19 protein-coding genes and 1 pseudogene are annotated in these 21,013 nt (G+C 72.2%); 10 read left to right on the top strand and 10 right to left on the bottom strand.

Annotated elements, in window-relative coordinates; translation table 11 throughout:
• Positions 1-75: 75 nt before the first annotated feature.
• Both ACZ4Z2_RS16430 and ACZ4Z2_RS16425 read right to left on the bottom strand, forming a co-directional pair.
• Positions 76-372: pseudogene (locus ACZ4Z2_RS16430) on the bottom strand (nitroreductase/quinone reductase family protein); the annotation flags it as partial.
• 15 nt (positions 373-387) lie between these two features.
• On the bottom strand, positions 388-1,017 hold the full coding sequence (locus tag ACZ4Z2_RS16425) for a LysE family transporter (RefSeq protein ID WP_468076708.1): 630 nt from the start codon (positions 1,015-1,017) through the stop codon (positions 388-390).
• Between the two features lie 254 nt (positions 1,018-1,271).
• On the opposite strand from ACZ4Z2_RS16425, the gene ACZ4Z2_RS16420 reads away from it, so the two are divergent.
• Positions 1,272-2,213, top strand: coding sequence for an LLM class flavin-dependent oxidoreductase (locus ACZ4Z2_RS16420; protein WP_468076481.1), 942 nt, complete (start codon positions 1,272-1,274; stop codon positions 2,211-2,213).
• A gap of 151 nt (positions 2,214-2,364) precedes the next feature.
• Positions 2,365-2,970, top strand: coding sequence for a flavoprotein (locus tag ACZ4Z2_RS16415; protein ID WP_468076479.1), 606 nt, complete (start codon positions 2,365-2,367; stop codon positions 2,968-2,970).
• A 102-nt stretch (positions 2,971-3,072) separates the two neighbouring features.
• Here ACZ4Z2_RS16415 and ACZ4Z2_RS16410 read toward each other — a convergent pair whose 3' ends face one another.
• Positions 3,073-3,867, bottom strand: coding sequence for a phytanoyl-CoA dioxygenase family protein (locus ACZ4Z2_RS16410; RefSeq protein ID WP_468076477.1), 795 nt, complete (start codon positions 3,865-3,867; stop codon positions 3,073-3,075).
• Positions 3,868-3,931: 64 nt separating this feature from the next.
• Between ACZ4Z2_RS16410 and ACZ4Z2_RS16405 the strand changes: the two genes are divergently transcribed.
• Positions 3,932-4,849 (top strand): helix-turn-helix domain-containing protein, encoded by a 918-nt coding sequence (locus ACZ4Z2_RS16405; protein ID WP_468076475.1) that lies wholly within the window; start codon positions 3,932-3,934, stop codon positions 4,847-4,849.
• 66 nt (positions 4,850-4,915) lie between these two features.
• On the opposite strand, the gene ACZ4Z2_RS16400 is transcribed toward ACZ4Z2_RS16405, so the two are convergent.
• Both ACZ4Z2_RS16400 and ACZ4Z2_RS16395 read right to left on the bottom strand, forming a co-directional pair.
• Positions 4,916-6,172, bottom strand: a complete 1,257-nt coding sequence (locus ACZ4Z2_RS16400; protein WP_468076473.1) for an SLC13 family permease — start codon at positions 6,170-6,172, stop codon at positions 4,916-4,918.
• Positions 6,173-6,280: 108 nt separating this feature from the next.
• Positions 6,281-8,695: a SpoIIE family protein phosphatase gene (locus ACZ4Z2_RS16395; protein ID WP_468076471.1), complete on the bottom strand. Its 2,415-nt coding sequence runs from the start codon at positions 8,693-8,695 to the stop codon at positions 6,281-6,283.
• Positions 8,696-9,108: 413 nt separating this feature from the next.
• Here ACZ4Z2_RS16395 and ACZ4Z2_RS16390 point away from each other — a divergent pair, with 413 nt between their 5' ends.
• The 4 genes from ACZ4Z2_RS16390 (at position 9,109) to ACZ4Z2_RS16375 (ending at position 14,506) form a co-directional block, all read left to right on the top strand.
• Positions 9,109-11,352, top strand: coding sequence for a glycoside hydrolase family 9 protein (locus ACZ4Z2_RS16390; RefSeq protein ID WP_468076469.1), 2,244 nt, complete (start codon positions 9,109-9,111; stop codon positions 11,350-11,352).
• 131 nt (positions 11,353-11,483) lie between these two features.
• On the top strand, positions 11,484-11,732 hold the full coding sequence (locus ACZ4Z2_RS16385) for a hypothetical protein (RefSeq protein ID WP_468076467.1): 249 nt from the start codon (positions 11,484-11,486) through the stop codon (positions 11,730-11,732).
• 3 nt (positions 11,733-11,735) lie between these two features.
• On the top strand, positions 11,736-12,113 hold the full coding sequence (locus ACZ4Z2_RS16380) for a toxin Doc (RefSeq protein WP_468076465.1): 378 nt from the start codon (positions 11,736-11,738) through the stop codon (positions 12,111-12,113).
• 536 nt (positions 12,114-12,649) lie between these two features.
• Positions 12,650-14,506, top strand: coding sequence for a ricin-type beta-trefoil lectin domain protein (locus ACZ4Z2_RS16375; RefSeq protein WP_468076464.1), 1,857 nt, complete (start codon positions 12,650-12,652; stop codon positions 14,504-14,506).
• Positions 14,507-14,568: 62 nt separating this feature from the next.
• On the opposite strand, the gene ACZ4Z2_RS16370 is transcribed toward ACZ4Z2_RS16375, so the two are convergent.
• A complete protein-coding gene (locus tag ACZ4Z2_RS16370) occupies positions 14,569-14,934 on the bottom strand; it encodes an amphi-Trp domain-containing protein (RefSeq protein WP_468076462.1) in 366 nt (121 codons plus the stop codon).
• A 236-nt stretch (positions 14,935-15,170) separates the two neighbouring features.
• Between ACZ4Z2_RS16370 and ACZ4Z2_RS16365 the strand changes: the two genes are divergently transcribed.
• Together ACZ4Z2_RS16365 and ACZ4Z2_RS16360 are read left to right on the top strand one after the other, a co-directional pair.
• Positions 15,171-15,497 carry a carboxymuconolactone decarboxylase family protein gene (locus ACZ4Z2_RS16365; protein WP_468076460.1) on the top strand — a complete coding sequence of 109 codons (327 nt, stop codon included), beginning with the start codon at positions 15,171-15,173 and terminating at the stop codon, positions 15,495-15,497.
• Between the two features lie 45 nt (positions 15,498-15,542).
• Complete coding sequence (locus ACZ4Z2_RS16360; protein ID WP_468076458.1) at positions 15,543-16,973, top strand: DUF2252 domain-containing protein; 1,431 nt, start codon at positions 15,543-15,545, stop codon at positions 16,971-16,973.
• Between the two features lie 13 nt (positions 16,974-16,986).
• Here the strand turns inward: ACZ4Z2_RS16360 and ACZ4Z2_RS16355 are convergent, their stop codons facing one another.
• Positions 16,987-18,156 carry a lactate 2-monooxygenase gene (locus ACZ4Z2_RS16355; protein ID WP_468076456.1) on the bottom strand — a complete coding sequence of 390 codons (1,170 nt, stop codon included), beginning with the start codon at positions 18,154-18,156 and terminating at the stop codon, positions 16,987-16,989.
• A 423-nt stretch (positions 18,157-18,579) separates the two neighbouring features.
• Between ACZ4Z2_RS16355 and ACZ4Z2_RS16350 the strand changes: the two genes are divergently transcribed.
• On the top strand, positions 18,580-19,014 hold the full coding sequence (locus ACZ4Z2_RS16350; RefSeq protein WP_468076454.1) for a protease inhibitor: 435 nt from the start codon (positions 18,580-18,582) through the stop codon (positions 19,012-19,014).
• Between the two features lie 176 nt (positions 19,015-19,190).
• Here the strand turns inward: ACZ4Z2_RS16350 and ACZ4Z2_RS16345 are convergent, their stop codons facing one another.
• From ACZ4Z2_RS16345 to ACZ4Z2_RS16335, 3 genes are all read right to left on the bottom strand, one after another.
• On the bottom strand, positions 19,191-19,382 hold the full coding sequence (locus ACZ4Z2_RS16345) for a hypothetical protein (RefSeq protein ID WP_468076452.1): 192 nt from the start codon (positions 19,380-19,382) through the stop codon (positions 19,191-19,193).
• Between the two features lie 373 nt (positions 19,383-19,755).
• Complete coding sequence (locus tag ACZ4Z2_RS16340; RefSeq protein ID WP_468076450.1) at positions 19,756-19,941, bottom strand: hypothetical protein; 186 nt, start codon at positions 19,939-19,941, stop codon at positions 19,756-19,758.
• A gap of 49 nt (positions 19,942-19,990) precedes the next feature.
• Positions 19,991-21,013, bottom strand: a complete 1,023-nt coding sequence (locus ACZ4Z2_RS16335; RefSeq protein ID WP_468076448.1) for a Ppx/GppA family phosphatase — start codon at positions 21,011-21,013, stop codon at positions 19,991-19,993.

Below are 21,013 nucleotides of genomic sequence, written 5' to 3'. Positions count from 1 at the left end.
GCGGATTTCCCCGCCGGCCTCCGGTCTCCGGGAGCCGTGGGCCGGCCCTCGGCCGGGCACCCCGGCCCGCCGCCCCTACGCGACGTCCATCGCCTCCGGCACGAAGACCGGAATCTCCCGGTCGGTCCTCTTCTGGTAGTCGTCGTACGGCGGATACGCGGCGACCGCGCGCTCCCACCACACGGCCTTCTCGTCCCCCGTGACCTCACGGGCCGTCATGTCCCGCCGGACGGGCCCGTCCTGGAGCTCCACGTGCGGGTCGGACGTGATGTCGTGGTACCAGACAGGGTGCTCGGGCGCGCCGCTGGTGGTGACGATGACGACGGGCATCCCCGTGTCCAGCGGCGTCGTCCCCTCGGTACCGCCCGAACTCAGGCCAACCGCCGTTCAGGACGGCAGGAGCATGCGTGCCGCCAGTACCGCGATGACGGCACTCGACACGAGCCCCGTCGTCAGCCTGCCCCGGTGCCCGGTGAGCGCGCGGCCGAGCAGGGCGCCGCCGCCGGCGACCAGCAGTTGCCAGCTGGCGGAGGCGAGGAACGCGGCGAGGACGAACACCGCCTGTTCCAGCGGGAGCAGGGCCTCGGTGGCGCGGCTGCCCAGGACGAGCGCGGCGAAGTAGACGACGGTGGTGGGGTTGAGGAGGGTGATCCCGAGGAGGGTGGTGTACGCGCGTGCCGGGCTCACCGGATCCCGCTGTCGCCGGTCGGGGAGCCGCCGGGTGCGGTACTGGCGCAGGGCCGTGACCGCGCCCCGCGCGGCGAGGGCGAGGAGCACCAGGGCGGACGCCCAGCGCAGCGGTACCAGCACGGGCTGGAGGGCGGCCGCCAGTGCCGTGCCGCCGAGGGCGGCGACCAGGGCGTAGATCCCGTCGGCGGTCGCGATGCCGAGGGCGGCGCACACGCCGGTGCGCAGGGAGGTGCGGGCGGTGAGGGAGACCAGGTAGGTCGTGACCGCTCCGACGGGGATGGCGATGCCATAACCCGCGAGGAGCCCCGCGACGAGCACGGCCGTCATGACCGGGGCGGCGTCGGTCCCCACGGTCGGCCGGACTGCTGCTGCCCCCGCACCGGAGGAACGGTGGCGGAGGTCGGCGGCAGGAAGGTATCGGTGATGAACATGGGCAGAGCTTGGGGCCGGGCTTGCCGCTCTCGCAATCGAATTTACGGCGGCGCAGCGCGGCACCCTCGCAAGTATCCATCTGGACAGGTGTTGACGGTGGAATCCGGGTCTCCTTATCTTATTTGGAGTCAAACGATCTGGGGGATCTCATGCGCGCCGCACCACGCATGCTGCTCGTGCTCAGCGAGAACTGGACGCTGACCGGCGGCCGGGCCGATCTGCCCACCGCCGTACGCTGGGCGCGCGAGGCGGAGGACGCCGGGTTCGACTCCGTCATGGTCAGTGAGCACATCGTGCTCGGCCCGGACGCCGGGGCCGCCGGCATCATGGGCAACCCCCGCGACTACGCCCTCCCGGGGAACCAGGACCCGTTCACCCCGTGGCCCAACTCCCTGCTCCTCCTCGCCGCGATCGCCTCCGTCACCGAGCGTCTGCGGCTCGCCGCCGCCGCGGTGCTCGCCCCGCTGCGCCACCCCCTGCTGATGGCGAGGGAACTCGGCACCCTCGACCTCCTCAGCGAGGGGCGGCTTCTGGTGCAGCCCACGGTGAGCTGGAGCAAGGACGAGTACGACGCGCTCGGTGTGCCCTTCGGCAGCCGGGGGCGGCTGCTCGACGAGCACCTCGCCGTCTGGGCGAAGGCCTGGGGGCCGTCTCCGATCTCCCACGACAGCGAGCACTACCCGTTCCGGGACGTGTACTTCGAGCCCAAGGCGTACCGGCCCGAGGGGCCCCGGCTGTGGTTCGGCGGTCAGCGCGTGCACGGTCCGGTGCTGCGTCGCCTGGTCCGTCACGGCCACGGCTTCCATCCGCTGGGCCGGCCCACACCGCAGGATCTCCGAGCGCTGAAGGAGGCCATGACGGCCGCCGGCCGGGACATCGCCGAGCTGGAGATGATCGGCGGCACACAGGCGGTCTTCCCCGACGACCACTCCCCGGCGGACCTCGGCGCGGCCCTCGCCTCCCTGCCGGAACAACTGGAGCAGGGGTTCACGACCTTCTGCGTCAAGCCGAACCAGTTCATCGACGACCCCGACGAGGTGGGTGCCTTCTGCAAGGACGTCATGCGCCGGGTGGCCGCCCTGACCGGATGAGACGGGGGAGGGCCCCGGACCCGGGAAGGGGCTCGGCCGTGAGTCGCGGCCGTCCGGGGCCCCTGACGCGGGCCGACAGTCCTGCGGGGACGTCGAACGCCTCGTCGAGCGGGCATCCGGCGGCTGACGGCGGTTCAGTAGGGTTCCACGGATGACCGACACCGCACCCGGAACCCGGCAGAGCCCCGCACCCGCCACCGACAAGCCCTTCCTCTACGTCGTCGTCTGCGCCGCCGGCATCGCCGCCGAGGTCGGCGGGCTCATCACGGCGGCCCAGGAACGGGGCTGGGAGGTCGGGGTCTTCGCGACCCCCGTCGCCATGGGCGGCTTCTTCGACACGGCGTCCGTCGAGGCGCGGACCGGCCGCCCCATCCGCTCCGCCTGGCGCGCCCCGGGCGACCCGCGCCCCTTCCCGCCGCCGGACGCCGTCGTGGTCGCACCCGCCACCTTCAACACCCTCAACAAGTGGGCGGCGGGCACGGCGGACACCCTCGCCCTCGGCACCCTCTGCGAGGCGTACGGACTCGGCGTCCCCATCGCCGTGCTGCCCTGCGTCTCCGACGCGCTGGCGGCCCACCCGGCGTACCGCGCGAGCCTGGAGCGACTGCGCGGCATGGGCGTACGGTTCGGCGACCCGTACGCCGGCGAGGTCCGACCCGACGGGGCGCGGCCCGAGTTCCGCTGGGAGCGGGCGCTCGACCTGCTGGAGACGGACCGGGCGCGGCCCACGGACCACCGCGTCCCACCGAACGGCTGAACCGGTCACCGGCTCGTGGCCGACGCACGTCCGCCTCTCCCGACCGCGGACTGCCGGTGCCGCCACAGCGGCGTGGCCCTTCCCGGAACTCGACCGACCGCCTCAGTGGGCGCCTGCCGGTTCGAACTCCGTGCCGCACGGGCCCGCGCCCTCGCTCTCCGCCAGCGGTACGGGCTCACCGCTCATCGTCAGCGTCTCGTAGTAGCGCCCGATGCGTTCGGTGGAGCGGCCGACGTAGTGGCCGATGAACGAGCGCCGGAAGCGGTCGGCCGTGCGGTTGGGCTGCGAGCCGTGCACCAGGCTGCCGTTGAAGAACAGCACGTCGCCCGGAGCCATGTCGACCGGAACGGGGGAGAGGCCGGGCGGCGGCGGGACGTACTCGCGGACGAAGGACAGCTCCTCGTCGGCCTCCTCCGGGCAGAACAGGTCCATGCGATGCGTCCCCGGCACGACCTCGAGGCCGCCGTTGTCGCGGTCGATCACATCGCAGGCGATCCAGGCGGCCACACAGGTCCCCGGCTCGACGCGCAGATAGAAGTTGTCCTGGTGCAGCGCCTGCCCGCGGGCGCCCGGCGGCTTGAAGTAGAACATGCTCTGCGCGGCCAGGACCTCCTCCCCGAGCAGCTCCTCCAGGACCTCCCGCAGCCGTGCGTCCAGGAGCACCCGCAGGGAGAGGCCGTCGACGCGGTGCGGGTGCATGACCCGGGGGTGGACGTGGAGCGGGTCGACCGGTCCGTCAGCCACCGGCGGGCGGGGCTGGAAGTGCCCCGGGATCGGACCACCCGCCGCCAGCGCCGCGAACCGCTCGCACAGCTGATCGATCTCGGCGGGGGAGAACAGTCCCCGTTCCACCAGATAGCCGTTCTCCTCGAAGTCGGCCTTGCCCGTGACTGCCATCCGTGCGTCCCTTCCCCTCGGCGTCCGATGTGTCCCACGCTAGGTCCGAGCGCCTTCCGGGAGGATGCCTGTGCGTGCTGACGACTTGTCCGTGACCGCTGCGCCCGCCGATCCCTCACCACCCCCGGGCCAGGTGATCATCGGCCGGTTCGACCAGCGCCCGCCGTACGCCGTCAACCGGCCGGAGGGCGCCGACAGCTGGCTGTTCACCTGGACCACGGCCGGGGCGGGAGTGCTGCGGCAGGGCGCGGCCGGGACGGCCGCACACCCCGGCGACCTCGTCGTCCTCGGACCCGGCGTGGCCCAGCACTACGCGGTCGCACCCGGCGCCGCGCACTGGGCGTTCTGGTGGGTGCACTGCCAGCCGCGGGCGTCCTGGGCGCACTGGCTGCGGCCGTACGAGACCGGCGACCGGGTGTACACGGTCACCCCGACGCCCGACGGCAGCCGTGAACGCGTCGGCGCCGCCTTCCGCCGGATGCTCGCAGACGCCCGCTGGACGGGGGAGGGCGCGCCCCCGGCGGCCGAGGGTGCCCCGGCGGACGGCGAGGTCGCCGTGGCGCACGGCGCGGCGGCCCGCGAACTCGCCCTGTGCTCGCTGGAGGAGGTCGTCCTGCTCAGCGCGGCCCGCGCGGAACCACGCCGGTCGGCCGCCGACCCCAGGGTCCGGCGCGCGCAGGACCTCATCACCGCGGACCCCGGCGCCCCGCACACCGTCCGCTCCCTCGCCGAGCGTGTCGCGCTCTCCCCGTCGCGGTTCGCCCACCTGTTCACCGAGCAGCTCGGCCACTCCCCGATGCGCGTCCTGCTCCACGCACGCCTGCTGCACGCCGCCCGGCTCCTGGAGGCGACCGAACTGCCCGTCGAGCGGGTGGCGACGGCCTCCGGGTTCGGCAGCCCGTTCCACTTCAGCCGGGTGTTCCGGCAGCGCTACGGGGTGCCGCCGGGCGCGTACCGGCAGGCGCTCAGGAACGGCGGCTGAACGACGAACGGCCGGCGCCCGCCCGGCGACCGCGCCCACCCGGCCGCCGCGCCCGCCCGGCCCCGTTCAGCCGCCGAACACGCGCAGCGACAGCCACAGCGCCACCACGGCCGAGCCCAGCGCAGCCGGGACGGTGAGCAGCCCGAGCCGGGTGAACTCGCCGAGGTCCACGTCATGGTCGTGGTGGTGGACGATGCGCCGCCACAGCAGCGTGGCCAGCGACCCGGCGTACGTGAGGTTCGGGCCGATGTTGACGCCGAGGAGGACGGCGAGGACGGCGCCCGTGCCGAGCGGCGCCGCCAGCGGCACCAGGACGAGGACGGCGGGCAGGTTGTTGATGACGTTGGCGATCAGCGCGGCCAGCGCGGCGACACCCAGCAGGGCCAGAAGGCCCGACCCGGACGGCATCACCCGGCCCAGCGCGTCGGCGAGGCCGTTGTCCACGACCGCCCGCACGACGACGCCCAGCGCCAGCACGAACGCGAGGAACGGCAGCGAGATCGACCGGAACAGGGCCAGCGGGGTGGTGCTGCGCCGCACCAACGCCCGCACCGCCAGAACCAGCGCACCGGCCAGCGCCGCCCACGCGGGCTCGATGCCGAGCGCCGAGGTCACCACGAACCCGGCGAGCGTGCACACCACGGTGACCAGCGCGAACATCGGCATCTCGGGCCGCTCGACCGTCTCCTCCACGGGCGTCGGCACACCGAGGTCGTCCGCGAAGAACCGCCGGAACACCACGTACTCGACGGCCACCGCCACCGCCCAGGGCGCCGCCATGAGCAGCGCGAACCGGGTGAAGGTCAGCCCGCTCGCGGTGAACGCCAGCAGGTTGGTGAGGTTGGAGACGGGCAGCAGCAGCGACGCCGTGTTCGACAGGTGCGCGGTCGCGTACACATGCGGCTTGGGCCGGGCGCCCAGCCGGGCGACGGTCGCGAACACCACCGGCGTGAGCAGGACGATCGTCGCGTCCAGGCTCAGCACCGCCGTGATGCCGGAGGCCAGCACGAACGTCGAACCCAGCAGCCGCTGGGGGCGCCCCGCGGAGGCCCGCGCCATCCAGGCCCCGCACGCCTTGAAGAGGCCCTCGTCGTCGCAGAGTTTGGCCAGCACGAGCACGGCGGCGAGGAACCCGAGGACCGGGCCGAGCAGTTCGGCCTCGGCGCGCGCGTGGTCGAGGGAGACGGCGCCGGTCGCGACCGCGATCCCGGCCGCCGGTACGGCGACGACGGCTTCCGGCAGCCCGAACGGGCGGGCGACCGCGGCGCCGAGGACCACGACGAGCAGGAAGACGGAGAGGACCTCGGCGAGGGGGGTGTTCACAAGGGGACTTTCGGGACTTCGGCGGCGCGACGACTGACGCACATTACCGCCACGGACGAGCACACGACGAACGGACGTGCGGGCCATGCCACGCACACGGGACCGACGTCACTCCTCCGACAGCGTCAGCTCCGCCCAGATCGTCTTGCCGTCCTCGGTGTGCCGGCTGCCCCAGCGCTGGGTGAGCTGGGCGACCAGCAGCAGACCGCGGCCGCCCTCGTCGAAGGTCTTCGCCCGGCGCAGGTGCGGGGCCGTGCCGCTGCCGTCGGACACCTCGCAGATCAGGGTGGTCTCGTCGTGGATCAGCCGCAGCTGGATCGGCGGGGCGCCGTGCCGGATGGCGTTGGTCACCAGCTCGCTCACCACCAGCTCCGCCGTGAACGCGGCCTCGCTGATGCCCCACAGGGCCATCTGGGTGAGGACGTACTGCCGGGTGCGGGCGACGAACGCGGGGTCGGCCGGGATCGACCAGGTCGCCACCTGCGTGGGTCTGAGCCCCTTGGTGCGGGCCAGCAGGAGCGCCACGTCGTCGGGGGCGCCGCCCGCGGGGAGGAGGGACTGGACGACCTCACGGCAGATGTCGTCCAGCGGCCCCTTGCGGCCGGCCAGGGCGTCGGCCAGCAGTTCCTGGCCGGCGTCGATGTCGCGGTCCCGGGTCTCGATCAGCCCGTCCGTGTACAGGGCGATGACGGTGCCCTCGGGCAGTTCGAGTTCGGCGGACTCGAAGGGCAGTCCGCCGAGGCCGAGGGGCTGCCCCGACGGCACGTGCACCTCCATCGGCCGCCCGTCCGGGTCCAGCACCACCGGCGGCGGATGGCCGGCCCGGGCGAAGGTGCAGCGCCGGGTCACCGGGTCGTAGACGACGTACAGGCAGGTGGCTCCCACCTCACCGGTCACGCCCTCGCTGCCGGCCTCCTCGGAGAGCCGTACGACGAGGTCGTCGAGGTGGGTCAGCAGTTCGTCCGGTGCGAGGTCGACGTCGGCGAGGGTGCGGACGGCGGTGCGCAGCCGGCCCATGGTGGCCGACGCCTGGACACCGTGTCCCACGACGTCGCCGACGACCATCGCGACCCGCATCCCGGACATCGGGATCACATCGAACCAGTCGCCGCCCACCCCTGCCTGCGCGGCAGGGAGGTACCGCGAGGCCGCCTCCAGGGCCGGCATGTGGGGCAGGGTCTGGGGGAGGAGGCTGCGCTGGAGGGCGAGGGCGGTCTCACGCTCGCGGGAGTAGCGGCGGGCGTTGTCGATGCAGACGGCCGCCCGCGCCGTGACCTCCTCGGCCAGCAGCTCGTCGTCCGGGGTGAAGGGGTCGAGCCGCTTGAAGCGGGTCAGCACGGCCACGCCGAGCGTCGTGCCACGGGCCCGGATCGGCACCGACATGGTGGTGTGCACGCCCAGCTCCTTGACCCGCGCGCTGCGCGTCGGGTCCCAGGCGAGCCAGTCCACGAGCGTGTTGGCGGGGTCCGTCGCCACGATGGTGTGCCCCACCGACAGGGAGGCGGCCTGCGGTGAGGTGGCCGGGTAGACATCGGTCCGGCCGATCTGGACGACGGCCTCGGGGCACCCGGGGGTGATCGACTGGTGGGCCGTGCGGCGCAGCGTGAAGGGCGGGGACAGTGGGCCCTCGTGCGGTTCGTCGCCGTGGTCCAGGGACTGCATGAGATCGACGCTGACGAAGTCGGCGAGGGCCGGGACGCACACGTCGGCCAGCTCCTGGGCGGTGCGCCGGACGTCGAGGGTGGTGCCGATGCGGATGCTCGCCTCGTTCACCAGCTGGAGCCGCTGACGGGCCAGGTACTGCTCGGTGATGTCGTGTCCGGTGACACAGACGCCGATCGGCCGGCCGCTGTCGTCGCAGAGCGGTGCGATCGCCGCCGACCAGGCGTGGGCGCGGTTCTCGTCGGCGGCCCTGAGAAAGGTCTGCACGTCCTTGCGGCGGCCCAGGGCGAGCACCTCGCGCAGGTGTTCCTCCAGCTTCTCGCCCTGCCGGCCGCCCACGATCTCCGACATGTGCAGGCCCCGGAGCTTCTTCTCGGGTATGCCCACCGCTTCGGCCATCACGTCGTTGATCCCGCGCAGCCGGAGCCGGTCGTCGAAGACCGCCATGGCGCACGGCGACTGGACCATGACCGCCGAGGCGAGCGGATCGTCGCGGACCAGAGGGCCCGGGTCGTCCAGCGGGCACAGAACCAGCCAGCCGCCGCTGCCGTCACCGTCCTTCGGACCGTACTGGTGGGCGAGGAGCCAGACCGTCACCGTGTGTCCGTCGCGGTGACGCAGTGCGAGCGTGCCGCTCCAGCTGAGGCTGCCCGGCGGGGGCGGCAGAAAGGACGCCTCCGGGGCCAGCAGCTCGGCGGCGGGCCGGCCGACGACCTCCGCCGCGGGTCGGCCCAGCAGGCGTCCGGCTCCCTCGTTCCACTCGACGACGCGGCCGTCGTCGTCCAGGACCGCCCGCGCGGTGGCGGCACCGTCCAGGGCATACGCAGGTTCGTCACCGTGCGTTACCTTGCGGGTCCTCATCGTCGCGAGTTCCATTCCGCCGGACCGAACGGGCTTACGGGTGAATTCAAGCCTATGTGCTCAGCTGCGAAAGGGGACTCGAAACCGCATTCTGCGGGGGTTGTCGCGCTGTCACTGATGCGAGTGGCGCGTGGGGCTCCTGGTTCGCTGGTGCTCTTCGTCGGGTTCTGTTCGGTCGCGCTTCTTCGTGATGGCTTGTGGGGCCTTGGGGTGCGCGGTGCCGACGGGCGGCGCGGAACGGTCGGCTCCGCCCCGGTGGATCCGGCCGTTCCGCGGCCCGGTCGGAAAACCCGTCCCGTCCGGACCGTTGACGGGCTGTCATGTCTCGAACAGCATGGCCATCGTCCGCATCTGGGAGCGCTCCCACGCCACATGTCACCGCTGTGCGCCCCCACCTCCCGAGGAGCCCAGACGTGAAACGACGCAGAACCACCCTGCTCGCCCTGACGACCCTGCTCGCGGCGACGCTCACCGCGCTGCCCGCCGGGTCCGCCCAGGCCGAGGAGGTCGAACAGGTCAAGAACGGCACGTTCGACAGCACCACGGCCCCGTGGTGGACCACGCCCAACGTCACCGCCGGTCTCACCGACGGCCGCCTCTGCGCCGAGATCCCCGGCGGCACCGCCAACCGCTGGGACGCCGCCGTCGGCCAGAACGACATCACCCTGGTCAAGGGCGAGTCCTACCGCTTCAGCTTCTCCGCCTCCGGTGTCCCCCAGGGCAAGGTCCTGCGGGCGATCGTCGGCCTCCAGGTCGCGCCCTACGACGCCTACTTCGAGGTGAGCCCGCAGCTGAACGTCTCGGGCGACCGGTACTCGTACACCTTCACCTCGCCCGTCGACACCGCCCAGGCACAGGTCGGCTTCCAAGTGGGCGGCAACGCCGACCCGTTCACCTTCTGCATGGACGACGTGTCCCTGCTCGGCGGGGTGCCGCCGGAGGTCTACGAGCCCGACACCGGGCCCCGGGTGCGCGTCAACCAGGTCGCCTACCTGCCCGCGGGGCCGAAGAACGCCACCCTCGTCACCGAGGCCACGGCGAAGCTCCCCTGGCAGCTCAAGAACGCCTCGGGTTCCGTGGTGGCCCGGGGCGACACCCGGCCGCGCGGCGTGGACGCCTCCTCCGGGCAGAACGTCCACTCCATCGACTTCGGCTCCTACCGCAAGCGCGGCACCGGCTTCACCCTCGTCGTCGACGGCGAGACCAGCCGCCCCTTCGACATCGACCCGAGCGCCTACGAAAGGCTGCGGCTCGACTCGCTGAAGTACTACTACACCCAGCGCAGCGGCATCGCGATCAAGGACGAGCTGCGCCCCGGCTACGGCCGCGCCGCCGGCCATCTGAACGCCGCCCCCAACAAGGGCGACGACGACGTGCCCTGCCAGCCCGGCGTCTGCGACTACACCCTCGACGTCACCGGCGGCTGGTACGACGCCGGCGACCACGGCAAATACGTCGTCAACGGCGGCATCTCCACCTGGGAGGTGCTGAGCACCTACGAGCGCTCCCTGTACGCCCGCACCGGGCGGACCCACAAGCTGGGCGACGGCTCGCTGGACATCCCCGAGAGCGGCAACAAGGTCCCCGACCTGCTCGACGAGGTCCGCTGGGAGCTGGACTTCCTGCTGAAGATGCAGGTGCCGCGGGGCAAGCCGCTCGCCGGCATGGCCCATCACAAGATCCACGACGAGCAGTGGACCGGGCTGCCGCTGATGCCGGCCGACGACCCGCAGAAGCGCGAACTGCACCCGCCGAGCACGGCGGCGACCCTGAACCTCGCGGCGACCGCCGCCCAGGCGGCCCGCCTCTACCGCCCCTACGACCGCGCCTTCGCGGCGAAGAACCTCGCCGCCGCCCGCACGGCCTGGGAGGCCGCCCGGGCGCACCCGGAGATGTACGCCTCGGAGAGCGACGGCACCGGCGGCGGCGCCTACGCCGACAACAACGTCGCCGACGAGTTCTACTGGGCGGCCGCGCAGCTCTACCTCACCACCGGCGAGAAGAAGTTCGCCGACTTCGTCCTCGGCTCACCGGTGCACACCGCCGACATCTTCGGCCCCATCGGCTTCGACTGGGCGAGGACGGCCGCCGCCGGGCGTCTCGACCTCGCGCTCGTGCCGAACGGGCTGCCCGGCCGCGACAAGGTCCGCCAGTCCGTGATCAAGGGCGCCGACCGCTACCTGGCCACCCTGAAGGACCACCCCTACGGCCTGCCGTACGCGCCGGACAAGAACCTCTACGACTGGGGCTCCAACCACCAGATCCTCAACAACGCGGTCGTCATCGCCTCGGCGTACGACCTCACCGGGGCGTCCAAGTACCGCGAGGGCGCGCTGCAGAGCATGGACTACCTCTTCGGCCGCAACGCCCTCAACATCTCGTACGTCACGGGCTACGGCGAGGTCAACGCCCATAACCAGCACGCCCGGTGGTACGCCCACCAGCTGGACCCGACCCAGCCGAACCCGCCCGCGGGCACCCTCGCGGGGGGCGCGAACTCCGGCATCCAGGACCCCTTCGCGCAGAGCAAACTCCAGGGCTGCGTCGGCCAGTTCTGCTACATCGACGACATCCAGTCCTGGTCGACCAACGAGCACACGATCAACTGGAACGCGGCGCTGGCCCGCATGGCCTCCTTCGTGGCGGACCAGACCTGAGTCCCCCATGTGACCGCACGCGGCCCGCTCCCCTCTCCCAGGGGCGCGGGCCGCACCCTTTCGGTACCGCGACGTATGTGCGATGAGCTGGGAATATTTACGGGTAAGTACCCGCGCGGTACCGTTACCGCATGCCAGCTCTGAATGTGGAGTTCAGCGACCGCGAGCTAGAGGACCTGCGGCAGATGGCCAAGGAACGCGGTACCTCGATGAAGGCGCTCGTGCGTGAGGCCGCCGCGGCCGACATCGTGCGGCACCGGGCGCTGAAGGAGGGGGCGGAGGCGTTCCGGCAGTTCTTCACCAAGAGCGCCGACGAATTCGCCGCCGCTTTCCCCGATGACGAACCCCTCTCGCCCACCGTGGAAGGACGGGCCGTCTGACCGATGGCTCCCGTCCTCCACATCGACGTGCCCTGGCTGCTCCAGCGACACGAAGAGGTCCTGCCCGAGCAGCCCACGATCAACGACTTCTCGGCCCTCGTCGCCGCCGTGGCCCGCCATCGGGTCGACCCGCCGCGCCTCGGCGTCGACTCCGACCCGGCCTGGCGGGCCGCCGCGCTGCTGCACACCCTGGCGGTGCTCAAGCCCCTGCCGGCCTCCAACGCGCGTTTCGCCTGTGCCACGGCCGTCGCGTACATGTTCGTCAGCGGGGTCGGCATCGACCCGCCCTACGGGGCCCTCGTGGACCTCGCCCGCGATCTGATCTCCGGGAAGACGGATGTCTACGGGGCGGCGGACCGGCTCCGCTCCTGGCAGATCTGACGTGGAACGGCGGGGCCGCCGACCGAGGGCGGGAGGAACAAGGTCGGCGGCCCGTTTCGCGCGGGAGAGCCGCCGTTCCGCGCGTGGCCCGTGTGAGACGGCCGTTTTCAGTCAACAACCACCCCTCGTCGCACCGGGAGAGTGCGTGGGCCACCGAGGCGTGCGCACGCTTCACACGGGGCGCTCGAACCATGAATCCCCAGCCTCGCCAGAAGGGTTCGCTCTGCGAATCGGAGCGTACCGTTCCGGTCATCTGACCTGCTTTTAGTGATGCAGATGTTGCCCGAGTGCCTTGTTAGTCACGAGTAGCTTGTGCAAGGGTGAACGTCCTGCGCATGGGCAATGGCCCGGCCTGAAAGGCCATTTGGTTTTTCCGGCCACCGAAGAGTCCAAAAGACTCGAGGTCGACGGTCATGGTGCGGCTCAGTCCCCGGCCGCTTTCCCGGCGCCCGCCAAAAAGGTACGTACCAATCCAGGGCCCTTTTCGGCGGTCACCACTCCGTGTGCCATCTTGCGCCTTGGAAGGAACCCGCTCTGTGCACACCCCCCACCCTCCCCGCCCCTCTTACGCGCCCGCGCCGGGGCCGGTCCCCGGGGAGTCCGACGAGACGCTCGCCGCCCGGCTGCGAGGCTGGCCGGAAGGCGGCACCGGCGATCCCGTGGCCCTGTTGATGGCGCGGCACTGGCAGCCGACGTACGACTACGCTGTCATATGCCTCGCCTCGGGGTCGAGTGTCGCCTCGATGGTCACCGCGACCGCCTTCCACCGGGTTCTCGACGGGCTGATGCGGGGCGAATCGGGCGTCGCGCTGCGGCCCCGGCTGCTCGTGGCCGCGCGGGACACGGTCAAGGAGTGGTCCGCGGAGGAAGGCGTCTCCGGTGTTCTGCCGGACCTGCGGAAACCCGCCGGGGGCCGCGGCATGCGGGCCGCCAAGTCCATGACGCCCGAAAATCGCAAGCTCGTCGAGCGGTCTTTCCAGGCCCTCCCGGCCGTCGCCCGGTGCCTGTTGTGGCACACCGAGGTAGAAGCAGAAACGATAACCATACCCACTGGTCTGCTGGGGCTGGACGCCGACAGCGCGACGGCCATGCTGGAGCAGGCGCGCGAGAAATTCCGCGAGGGCTGTGTGCGCGCCCACCGGGAACTCGCGCCGTCCAAGGACTGCCGCTTCTACAACCGCCTGCTGGACGTGCCCATTCGCCGCGGCGGCGCCCTCCTGCCGGATGTGCAGCAGCATCTGCTGGAGTGCCGCTACTGCCGTTACGCCGCGGACCAGCTCAGCCATTTCGAGGGCGGACTCGGCGGGGTCATCGCCGAGGCCGTACTCGGCTGGGGCGCGCGACGCTATCTCGACTCCCGCCCCGGCCGGATGCCGTACAAGGGGAATTCACGGCGTTCGGGCGGTGGCGGCAAGCACCGTCTGCTCTCCCAGATCCCCGCCCAGCGCCGCCGGATCGCCGCCGGGGCACGCACCCCCCGGACCCTGTTCACCGTCGGGGTCTCCTCCGGCGTGCTGCTCGCCGCGATCCTCGGCGCCGCCCTGTTGTCCGACGACGGCAGCGGCGCGGACCCCGCCGCGTCCACCAGCGCCGGCGGCGGTGTCGCCACGGCGCCCGACACCGGCGACGAGAGCGGCGCCGACGCCTCGCCCACGCCGCCCGCGAAGGCCGGCCGTCCCACGGCACCCCAGCAGACCCGGCTGCGCAACCAGGCCGCCGACCTGTGCCTCGACATCCACGGCGGCAAGGCCGTGAAGGGCGCCTCGACGGAACTCGCCGTGTGCTCCTCCGACTGGACCCAGAAGTGGTCCTACGAGGAGGACGGGCTGCTGCGCAGTGTCGCCAACCCGGAGCTGTGCCTGGACTCCCAGGTGGACGCCGGCGTCGTCGTGCTCGGCACCTGTGCCGACGAGGACTCCCGGCGCGGGGAGGACGTGCGCTACGCCTTCACGGCGCAGGGGGAGTTGCTGCCCCGGTGGGGCGAGGGGCTGGCCGTCGCCCCGACCGGGACCGAGGCCAAGGCCGATGTGGTGGTGAAGGGCCGGGACAACTCCGCCGGCCAGCGCTGGCTCACCGACGGCGTCACGGCAAGCCCCGAGTCGCTCTCCGTCTCCGGCTCCGAGGAGCCCAGCGCCGAGACCGAGCCGGTCACGAAGGAGCCGAAGGCGAAGGACGAGGCACCGGAGCCGGATGCGCGGAAGCCGGACGAGCCGACCCCCGGGGCGACCCCGGACGCCGAGCAGCACGGTTCGATCATGTCCGTCGCCCACGACACCCCGACCGCACCGAAGGCGAACTCCGACCCCCTGTCCTCGCTCACCACCCTGCCCTCCCGCACCACTCCGCACCTGCCGAACCTGCTGCCCGGGGTACTGCCGGGGGGTGGCTCGTAGAAAGATGCGGCGCGACGGCCGGCTGCGCAGGGAACGCTCGGTCACGCCCGGAGCGCCGCACCTCAGGAGGTCTTCGCGGAGGACCGCTTCGTGGTTCTGGATTTGTTCGGGCCGCTTCGGGTGGACTTGGCGGGCGGGCTCTTCCGGGGCGCCGGCTGCTCCTGGGCCGGCTTCGCGGCCTCGCTCGACGCCGTGCGGCCCCCCGCCGTCCGCCAGGTGAACTCGATCTCCAGCTCGATCTCGCCGTCGCCGATCTCGACCTCGATCTCGCTGCGGAGGTCGTCGGGGATCCGCAGGCTCAGCGTTCCGGGGGCGAGTTCGATGTCGGCCTCCCCGCCCTCCCGCAGGGCCTCGGCCAGCGCCGTGAGTTGGTCGGCCGCCTCATGACGTGACAGCGAGCGCTTCTGCTCGAACTTGAGGTCCTTCATGGGGATCTCCGATCCGTCACCGAAGGGTGGACGGTCACCATTCTGCTGCCACCCGCCGGATCGGACATCCGCATGCCCCTCCGGCGGAACGCCCGTGCCGCCGGGCCCACCAGGGCTTCCCATGCGCGCCGCTCCGACCGGCTCTACGGTTGAGGGAAGTCCCGAGCCCGCGGAACCCGGTGCTCCCGCACCCCTGCACGCTCCGCGCTCGCACCTCACCTGGAGGGCACCGCGACATGTCCACCGCATCCGAAACCCCGGTCCTGGACACCCTCGCCGCCATGACGATCGACTCGCTGGAGCGCTGCGGGCTCCCCCCGGACATGCTCATCCTCACGCGCATCGCGGCACTCGCCGCGTCGGACGCCCCGCCCATCTCCTACGTGGCCCACATCGACCCCGCCCTCCGGTCCGGCCTGACCGCCGAGCAGCTCCAGGACGTGCTGGTCGCCATCGCGCCCATCGTCGGCACCGCCCGCGTCATGACGGCGGCGGGAAACATCTCCACCGCCCTCGGCATCGCCATCGCCGTCGCCGACGCCGGGATCGAGCCCCAGACCTGACCCAACGTCCGCGGCACCGCAGCACCACAGGCAGGAGGGACGTCGATGTCCCGGAACGCGACGACGGCGATGCGCGCGGTACCCCACGCCACGCCCGAGGAACGCGCGGCCCTCGGCACGGCGGCGCGCCGCCGTTCGCCGCGGTCGGGCCATGCCGTGTACAAGCCGCCCCCCGGCCGGCCCGACCCGTTGGCGATCCTGGAGGCGCAGTCCGCGACACGGGTGCCCGAACTCGTCCCGATCCGCTACGGGCGCATGATGGAGTCCCCGTTCCGCTTCTACCGGGGCGCCGCCGCGATCATGGCCTCCGATCTGGCCGGCAGCCCGAGTTCGGGCCTCACGGCGCAACTGTGCGGTGATGCCCACATGCTGAACTTCCGGCTGCTGGCCTCGCCGGAGCGACAGCTGATGTTCGACATCAACGACTTCGACGAGACCCTGCCGGGTCCCTGGGAGTGGGACGTCAAGCGGCTGTCGGCCAGCCTGGTCATCGCGGCCCGCGCCAACGGGTTCGACGACGCCCAGCGCGCCCGAGTCGTGCGGGCCACCGTCCGCCGGTACCGCGAGACGATGATCCGCTTCGCGGCGGCGGGAAACCTCGACGTCTGGTACGCGAAGATCGGCGCCGACGTCCTCGAATCCCTCGCCGCGGCCGGACTCCACAAGCGGGGTCAGCGGAATGTGAGCCGGGCCCTGGCCAAGGCCCGGACCCGTGACAGCCTCCAGGTGTTCGACAAGCTCACCGAGACGGTCGACGGCCGGCCCCGGATCGCGGCCGACCCTCCGCTGCTCGTCCCGGTCTCCGATCTGCTGCCGGACATCGAGCGCACCGGCCTCGAACGGCAGTTCCGCGGTCTTCTGGAGCGCTATGCCAGGACCCTGCCGTCCGACCGGCGCTCGCTGCTGGAGGACTACCGGCTGGCCGACGTCGCCCGCAAGGTCGTCGGCGTCGGCAGCGTCGGCACCCGGTGCTGGATCTTCCTCCTGCTCGGCCGGGACGGCCGGGACCCGCTCTTCCTCCAGGCCAAGGAGGCCGACACCTCCGTGCTCGCCCCGCACGTCGGCGCGAGCAAGTACGCCAACCAGGGCGAGCGGGTGGTCTCGGGCCAGCGGCTGATGCAGGCCACGAGCGACATCTTCCTCGGCTGGGAACGGGTGGACGGCTTCGACGGCAGGCAGCGCGACTTCTACGTCCGCCAGTTGCGCGACTGGAAGGGCATCGCCATGCCGGAGCGGATGCGGCCGAAGGACATGCGGGCGTTCGGGGAGCTGTGCGGCTTCACCCTCGCGCGTGCGCACGCCCGGTCCGGCGACCGGATCGCGATCGCCGCGTACCTGGGCGGCGGCGAGTCGTTCGACCGGGCCCTCGCGACCTTCGCGGAGGCGTACGCCGACCAGAACGAGCGGGACCACGAGGCCCTGACCCGCGCCGTACGCGCGGGCCGGCTCCCCGCGCAGGAGCTGCGGGCGGCCTGAACCCGCGACCCGGTCACGCCCGGTCCGCGGCCAGACAGTCCGCGTCGATCGTGGCGGGCGTCCGGTGCCCCGACAGGGCGAGGGTCAGGTCGAACTCGGCCAGCAGGGAACGGACGACGTGTTCGACGCCGGTCCGGCCGTCGAGCGCCAGACCGTATACGTAGGGGCGCCCGAGGAGGACGGCGCGGGCGCCGAGCGCGAGCGCCTTGAAGACGTCGTCGCCGGTGCGCACGCCGCTGTCGAAGAGCACGGTCAGCCGGTCCCCGACCGCCTCGGCGACCCCCGGCAGGGCGTCCGCGGCGCCGACACAGCCGGCCACCTGGCGGCCGCCGTGGTTGGACACGACCACTCCGTCCATCCCGGCGTCGGCGGCGAGCCGGGCGTCGTCGGGGTGCAGGACGCCCTTGAGGACGATCGGCCCGTCCCAGTGCTCCCTCAGGAACGCCAGGTCGGGCCAGGTCTTCCCGGGGTCCCCGAACATGCCCACGAAGTGCAGGACGGCCGCGTCGGGGTCCTCGTGCGCCGGCTTGGCGAGCCCGGCCCGGAACGCGGGGTCGGAGAAGTAGTTGGCGGTGCCGACGCCGTGCAGGAACGGCAGGTACGCCCGCTCCAGGTCCCGTGGCCGCCAGCCGAGCACCGGTGTGTCCAGGGTGACGACGAGCACCGAGAACCCGGTCGCCCTCGCCCGCGCGAGGAAACTCCGGGTGACCTCGCGGTCCTTCGCCCAGTACAGCTGGAACCAGCGTTCGGCGTCGCCCATCACCCGCGCGATCTCCTCCATGGGTGTGCTGGAGGCCGAGGACAGGATGTACGGCACGCCCTGCGCGGCGGCGGCCCGGGCGGCGGCGGACTCCGCGTCCGGGTGCACGATCGACAGCACGCCCACCGGGGCGAGGGCCAGGGGCGCGGGCAGTGTGCGGCCCAGGACCTCGACGGTCAGGTCCCGTTCCCGGACGTCCCGGAGCAGCCGCGGCACGATCCGGTGGCGTTCCAGGGCGGCGCGGTTGGCCCGGGCGGTGCTGCCGTCGCCCGCGCTGCCCGCCACGTAGCCGACGGGACCGGCACCGAGCCGGTGCTCGGCGAGCTCCTCCAGCCGGGTGAGGTCGGTGGGCAGCCGTGGCACGGCTCCCGCCATCCCGTTCAGATAGATCTCGTACTGGAAGTCCGCCCAGTGCTTCGCCATCCGCTCCGCCCCGCCTCTCGTCGTCGAGCACGCGACGGCCGCCCCGCCGCCGTCTCGCCGACGATCCTGGCGAGTCGGCCCGCCGCCGTCCACCACGCGCGGCCTGACGCGGCACTCCACCCCCGTCGAGTCACGGCGGCAAGCGGAATGTTTCAGGCCGATTGCCGAGCCGTGGAGATCCAGCCATCCGCGATCAATGGACGATCAAGAACCGCTCAGAATCGGGGTTTGCATGTTCGAATTCCGTGACTTCGCGCCACTACTTCAACACTCAAAGTTACCGAAACCCGTGGGGTCGATGTGTGTTCCAGCCCCGGACCCGGCAGAGTGGCGCTCGCCGAACCGGCACCGATCGGGCGGGCTTCGTCCACGTGACAGGTGAGACGAAACCGCCGGCAATCCAAGAGCGGAAGGATGCACACAATGCCGAAAACCGCGCGATGGGCAGCGACTCTCACCCTGACGGCCACCGCCGTCTGCGGCCCCTTCGCGGGCTCTGCGCTGGCCGCCCCGCAGCCCGGCACGTCCGGACTGTACGCGCCCTCAGCCATGGTCCTGACCACGGCCCACGGCGAGGACTCCGCGGCCGCCACCCCTGAGCGCGCGGTCACCCTGACCTGCGCGCCGCGCCCCTCCGGAACCCACCCGGCCGCCGTCCAGGCGTGCGCCGAACTCCGGGCGAGCGACGGGGACTTCGACGCTCTCCGTGGCGCGACGGGGGCGTTCTGCACCAAGCAGTACGACCCCGTGGTCGTCACCGTCCAGGGCGTCTGGCAGGGCAAGCGCGTCGCCTACGAGCGTGTCTTCTCCAACGACTGCGTGAAGAACTCCGCGACGGCGGCCCTGTTCTCCTTCTAGAGGGGAACCCGAGACCGGGGTCGTGTGGTTCCGCGAGTGATGAGCGAGGGCCCGTAACTGGGGAGTGCGAGCCCTGTCGTGGTGCGCCACGCGATCCCATCCGGGGGTCGGCCAGGCAGAGTGGGGCTGCCGGCCGACCCCCGGCATCTTTGTTCCGGTCGTCCCGCGCCGGACGGTCACTCGGACGTGACGGTCCAGCGGCCCACCTCCCGGTGCCCGGAGTCGTACAGGGCCTGTCCGTCCCCCGGCGCCATGTCGCAGTGCCGGAGGTTGCCGCCCCAGTACCGCAGGATGCGCTCCAACTCCTGGACGGTGGTGCCCTCGTCCCAGCCGGTACTGTCCAGGTCGACCTCGAGAAGGAACTTCACTTCGCGCGTCTCCACTTCTGTGTGGCTCGGATTCCGTACCGGTGCGGCCGGAACGGGGTACACCTGCCCCTAGGCCCTGTCGTCAAATTCCCACCTACCCCGCGACGCCCTGCACGCGCTCTCGACGCACCGGGCCCTGACCCGAGTACGTCCAGTACACGGGTCAGGGCCCGGCACACCGAGAGCACGCACCTGACGCCGCGGGGCCGCCCTTCGGGCGACGGCGGGAATTTGACGACAGGGCCTAGGTCCTTCGATCGTTTCATCCGACTTCTCCGGCGCCTTGTCCGACTTCTCCAGGTGGGGTTCCGGACATGAGTGGGGGCCGGGCGGTCTGTCGCCCGGCCCCCGCGTCGTCCGCCGACCTCGTCGGTCAGTCGTGGTGCGACTTCTCCTGGGCCCGTTCGTTGGGCGTGATCGCCTCACCGGCCTCGCCCCGGTGGCGGCGCTGACGGTCCGAGTCGGTGACCCGGGTCTCGGCCTCCTCGACCTCGTGCAGGACCTCCTCCAGGGCCGTCTCGGGCCGGTCGCCGGACTCACGCTTCGGGTGACGGGTCATGGGGCTCCTTCTCCTTTCCTGTGGCATCAACCGGTTTCCTGTGGTGGCATCAACCGGCCGGCGTCGCGATCCGCAGGGGGACCGGGCCGGCCGGGCCGGGAAGCGGGGCGGCGGGTGCCGCGTCCTCGTGGGTGACCTCCGCCCACCAGGCCGGGCCGTCCTCGATGTGCCGTAAGAACACTCCCTCGCGGATCGCCCACGGGCAGACGGTCACCGTCCTGAGGTCGGTCAGCTTCATGGTGGTGTGTCCGACCACGGCTCCGGCCAGGCTCTGCGCCGCGCGCGGCGCGGAGATGCCGGGGAGCGAGGACCGCTCGGCCGCGGGGAGCGCGGCGAGGCGGTCGATCGCGCGCGCCAGGTCCGCCCGGTGCAACTCCCGCTCCACGAACGGCCCGTGCCGGCCGGGCGAGGCCCCGCACAATCTCGCCAGCTGCTGGAAGGTGCGGGACGTGGCCACCGCGGTGCGCGGCCCTTCCCACCGGATCCGCGCGGCGACGTCCCGCAGCTGGTGGCGGACCCTGCGACGCAGTGCCTTGACGCTCTCGGGCGACGGTGGGTCCTGCCCGTCGAAGAACTCATGGGTCAGCCGGCCCGCGCCCAGCGGCAGCGACGCCACGAAGTCCGGCAGCCGCCCCCGTCCGAACGCGACCTCCAGGGAACCGCCCCCGATGTCGAGCAGCGCGAGCGGCCCCGACCGCCAGCCCATCCACCGCCGCGCCCCGAGGAAGGTCAGCTCCGCCTCCACCTCGCCGGGCAGCGTGCACAGGCGTACGCCGGTCTCCTCCCGCACGGTGCGCAGCACGTCCCGGCAGTTCGGGGCGGAGCGCACCACGGCCGTCGCGAAGGCCAACGGGGCCGAGGCGCCCCAGTGTTCCGCCGTACTCGCCGCGGCCGCCACCGCGTCCGACAGCTGTCGTACGGCTTCCTCGGGGACGTCCTCTCCCGGAGTCACCTGCCCCGACAGCCGCAACCGCCACTTGGAGGTGTGCACCGGCAAGGGCACGCCGTCCTCGGTGTCCGCCACCACGAGCCGTACGGTGTTCGATCCCACATCCACCACGCTCATCCGCAT

Source organism: Streptomyces sp. NPDC030183, assembly GCF_055573455.1.
This window is presented reverse-complemented; position numbering and strand designations above follow the sequence as displayed.

Coding starts and splice junctions, on each gene's coding strand:
- ACZ4Z2_RS16425 (WP_468076708.1), bottom strand. CDS start 1,017: ATGACGGCCGTGCTCGTCGCGGGGCTCCTCGCGGGTTATGGCATCGCC.
- ACZ4Z2_RS16335 (WP_468076448.1), bottom strand. CDS start 21,013: ATGCGGATGAGCGTGGTGGATGTGGGATCGAACACCGTACGGCTCGTG.
- ACZ4Z2_RS16405 (WP_468076475.1), top strand. CDS start 3,932: ATGCCTGTGCGTGCTGACGACTTGTCCGTGACCGCTGCGCCCGCCGAT.
- ACZ4Z2_RS16355 (WP_468076456.1), bottom strand. CDS start 18,156: ATGGCGAAGCACTGGGCGGACTTCCAGTACGAGATCTATCTGAACGGG.
- ACZ4Z2_RS16360 (WP_468076458.1), top strand. CDS start 15,543: ATGTCCCGGAACGCGACGACGGCGATGCGCGCGGTACCCCACGCCACG.
- ACZ4Z2_RS16410 (WP_468076477.1), bottom strand. CDS start 3,867: ATGGCAGTCACGGGCAAGGCCGACTTCGAGGAGAACGGCTATCTGGTG.
- ACZ4Z2_RS16370 (WP_468076462.1), bottom strand. CDS start 14,934: ATGAAGGACCTCAAGTTCGAGCAGAAGCGCTCGCTGTCACGTCATGAG.
- ACZ4Z2_RS16350 (WP_468076454.1), top strand. CDS start 18,580: ATGCCGAAAACCGCGCGATGGGCAGCGACTCTCACCCTGACGGCCACC.
- ACZ4Z2_RS16340 (WP_468076450.1), bottom strand. CDS start 19,941: ATGACCCGTCACCCGAAGCGTGAGTCCGGCGACCGGCCCGAGACGGCC.
- ACZ4Z2_RS16420 (WP_468076481.1), top strand. CDS start 1,272: ATGCGCGCCGCACCACGCATGCTGCTCGTGCTCAGCGAGAACTGGACG.
- ACZ4Z2_RS16365 (WP_468076460.1), top strand. CDS start 15,171: ATGTCCACCGCATCCGAAACCCCGGTCCTGGACACCCTCGCCGCCATG.
- ACZ4Z2_RS16415 (WP_468076479.1), top strand. CDS start 2,365: ATGACCGACACCGCACCCGGAACCCGGCAGAGCCCCGCACCCGCCACC.
- ACZ4Z2_RS16380 (WP_468076465.1), top strand. CDS start 11,736: ATGGCTCCCGTCCTCCACATCGACGTGCCCTGGCTGCTCCAGCGACAC.
- ACZ4Z2_RS16395 (WP_468076471.1), bottom strand. CDS start 8,695: ATGAGGACCCGCAAGGTAACGCACGGTGACGAACCTGCGTATGCCCTG.
- ACZ4Z2_RS16385 (WP_468076467.1), top strand. CDS start 11,484: ATGCCAGCTCTGAATGTGGAGTTCAGCGACCGCGAGCTAGAGGACCTG.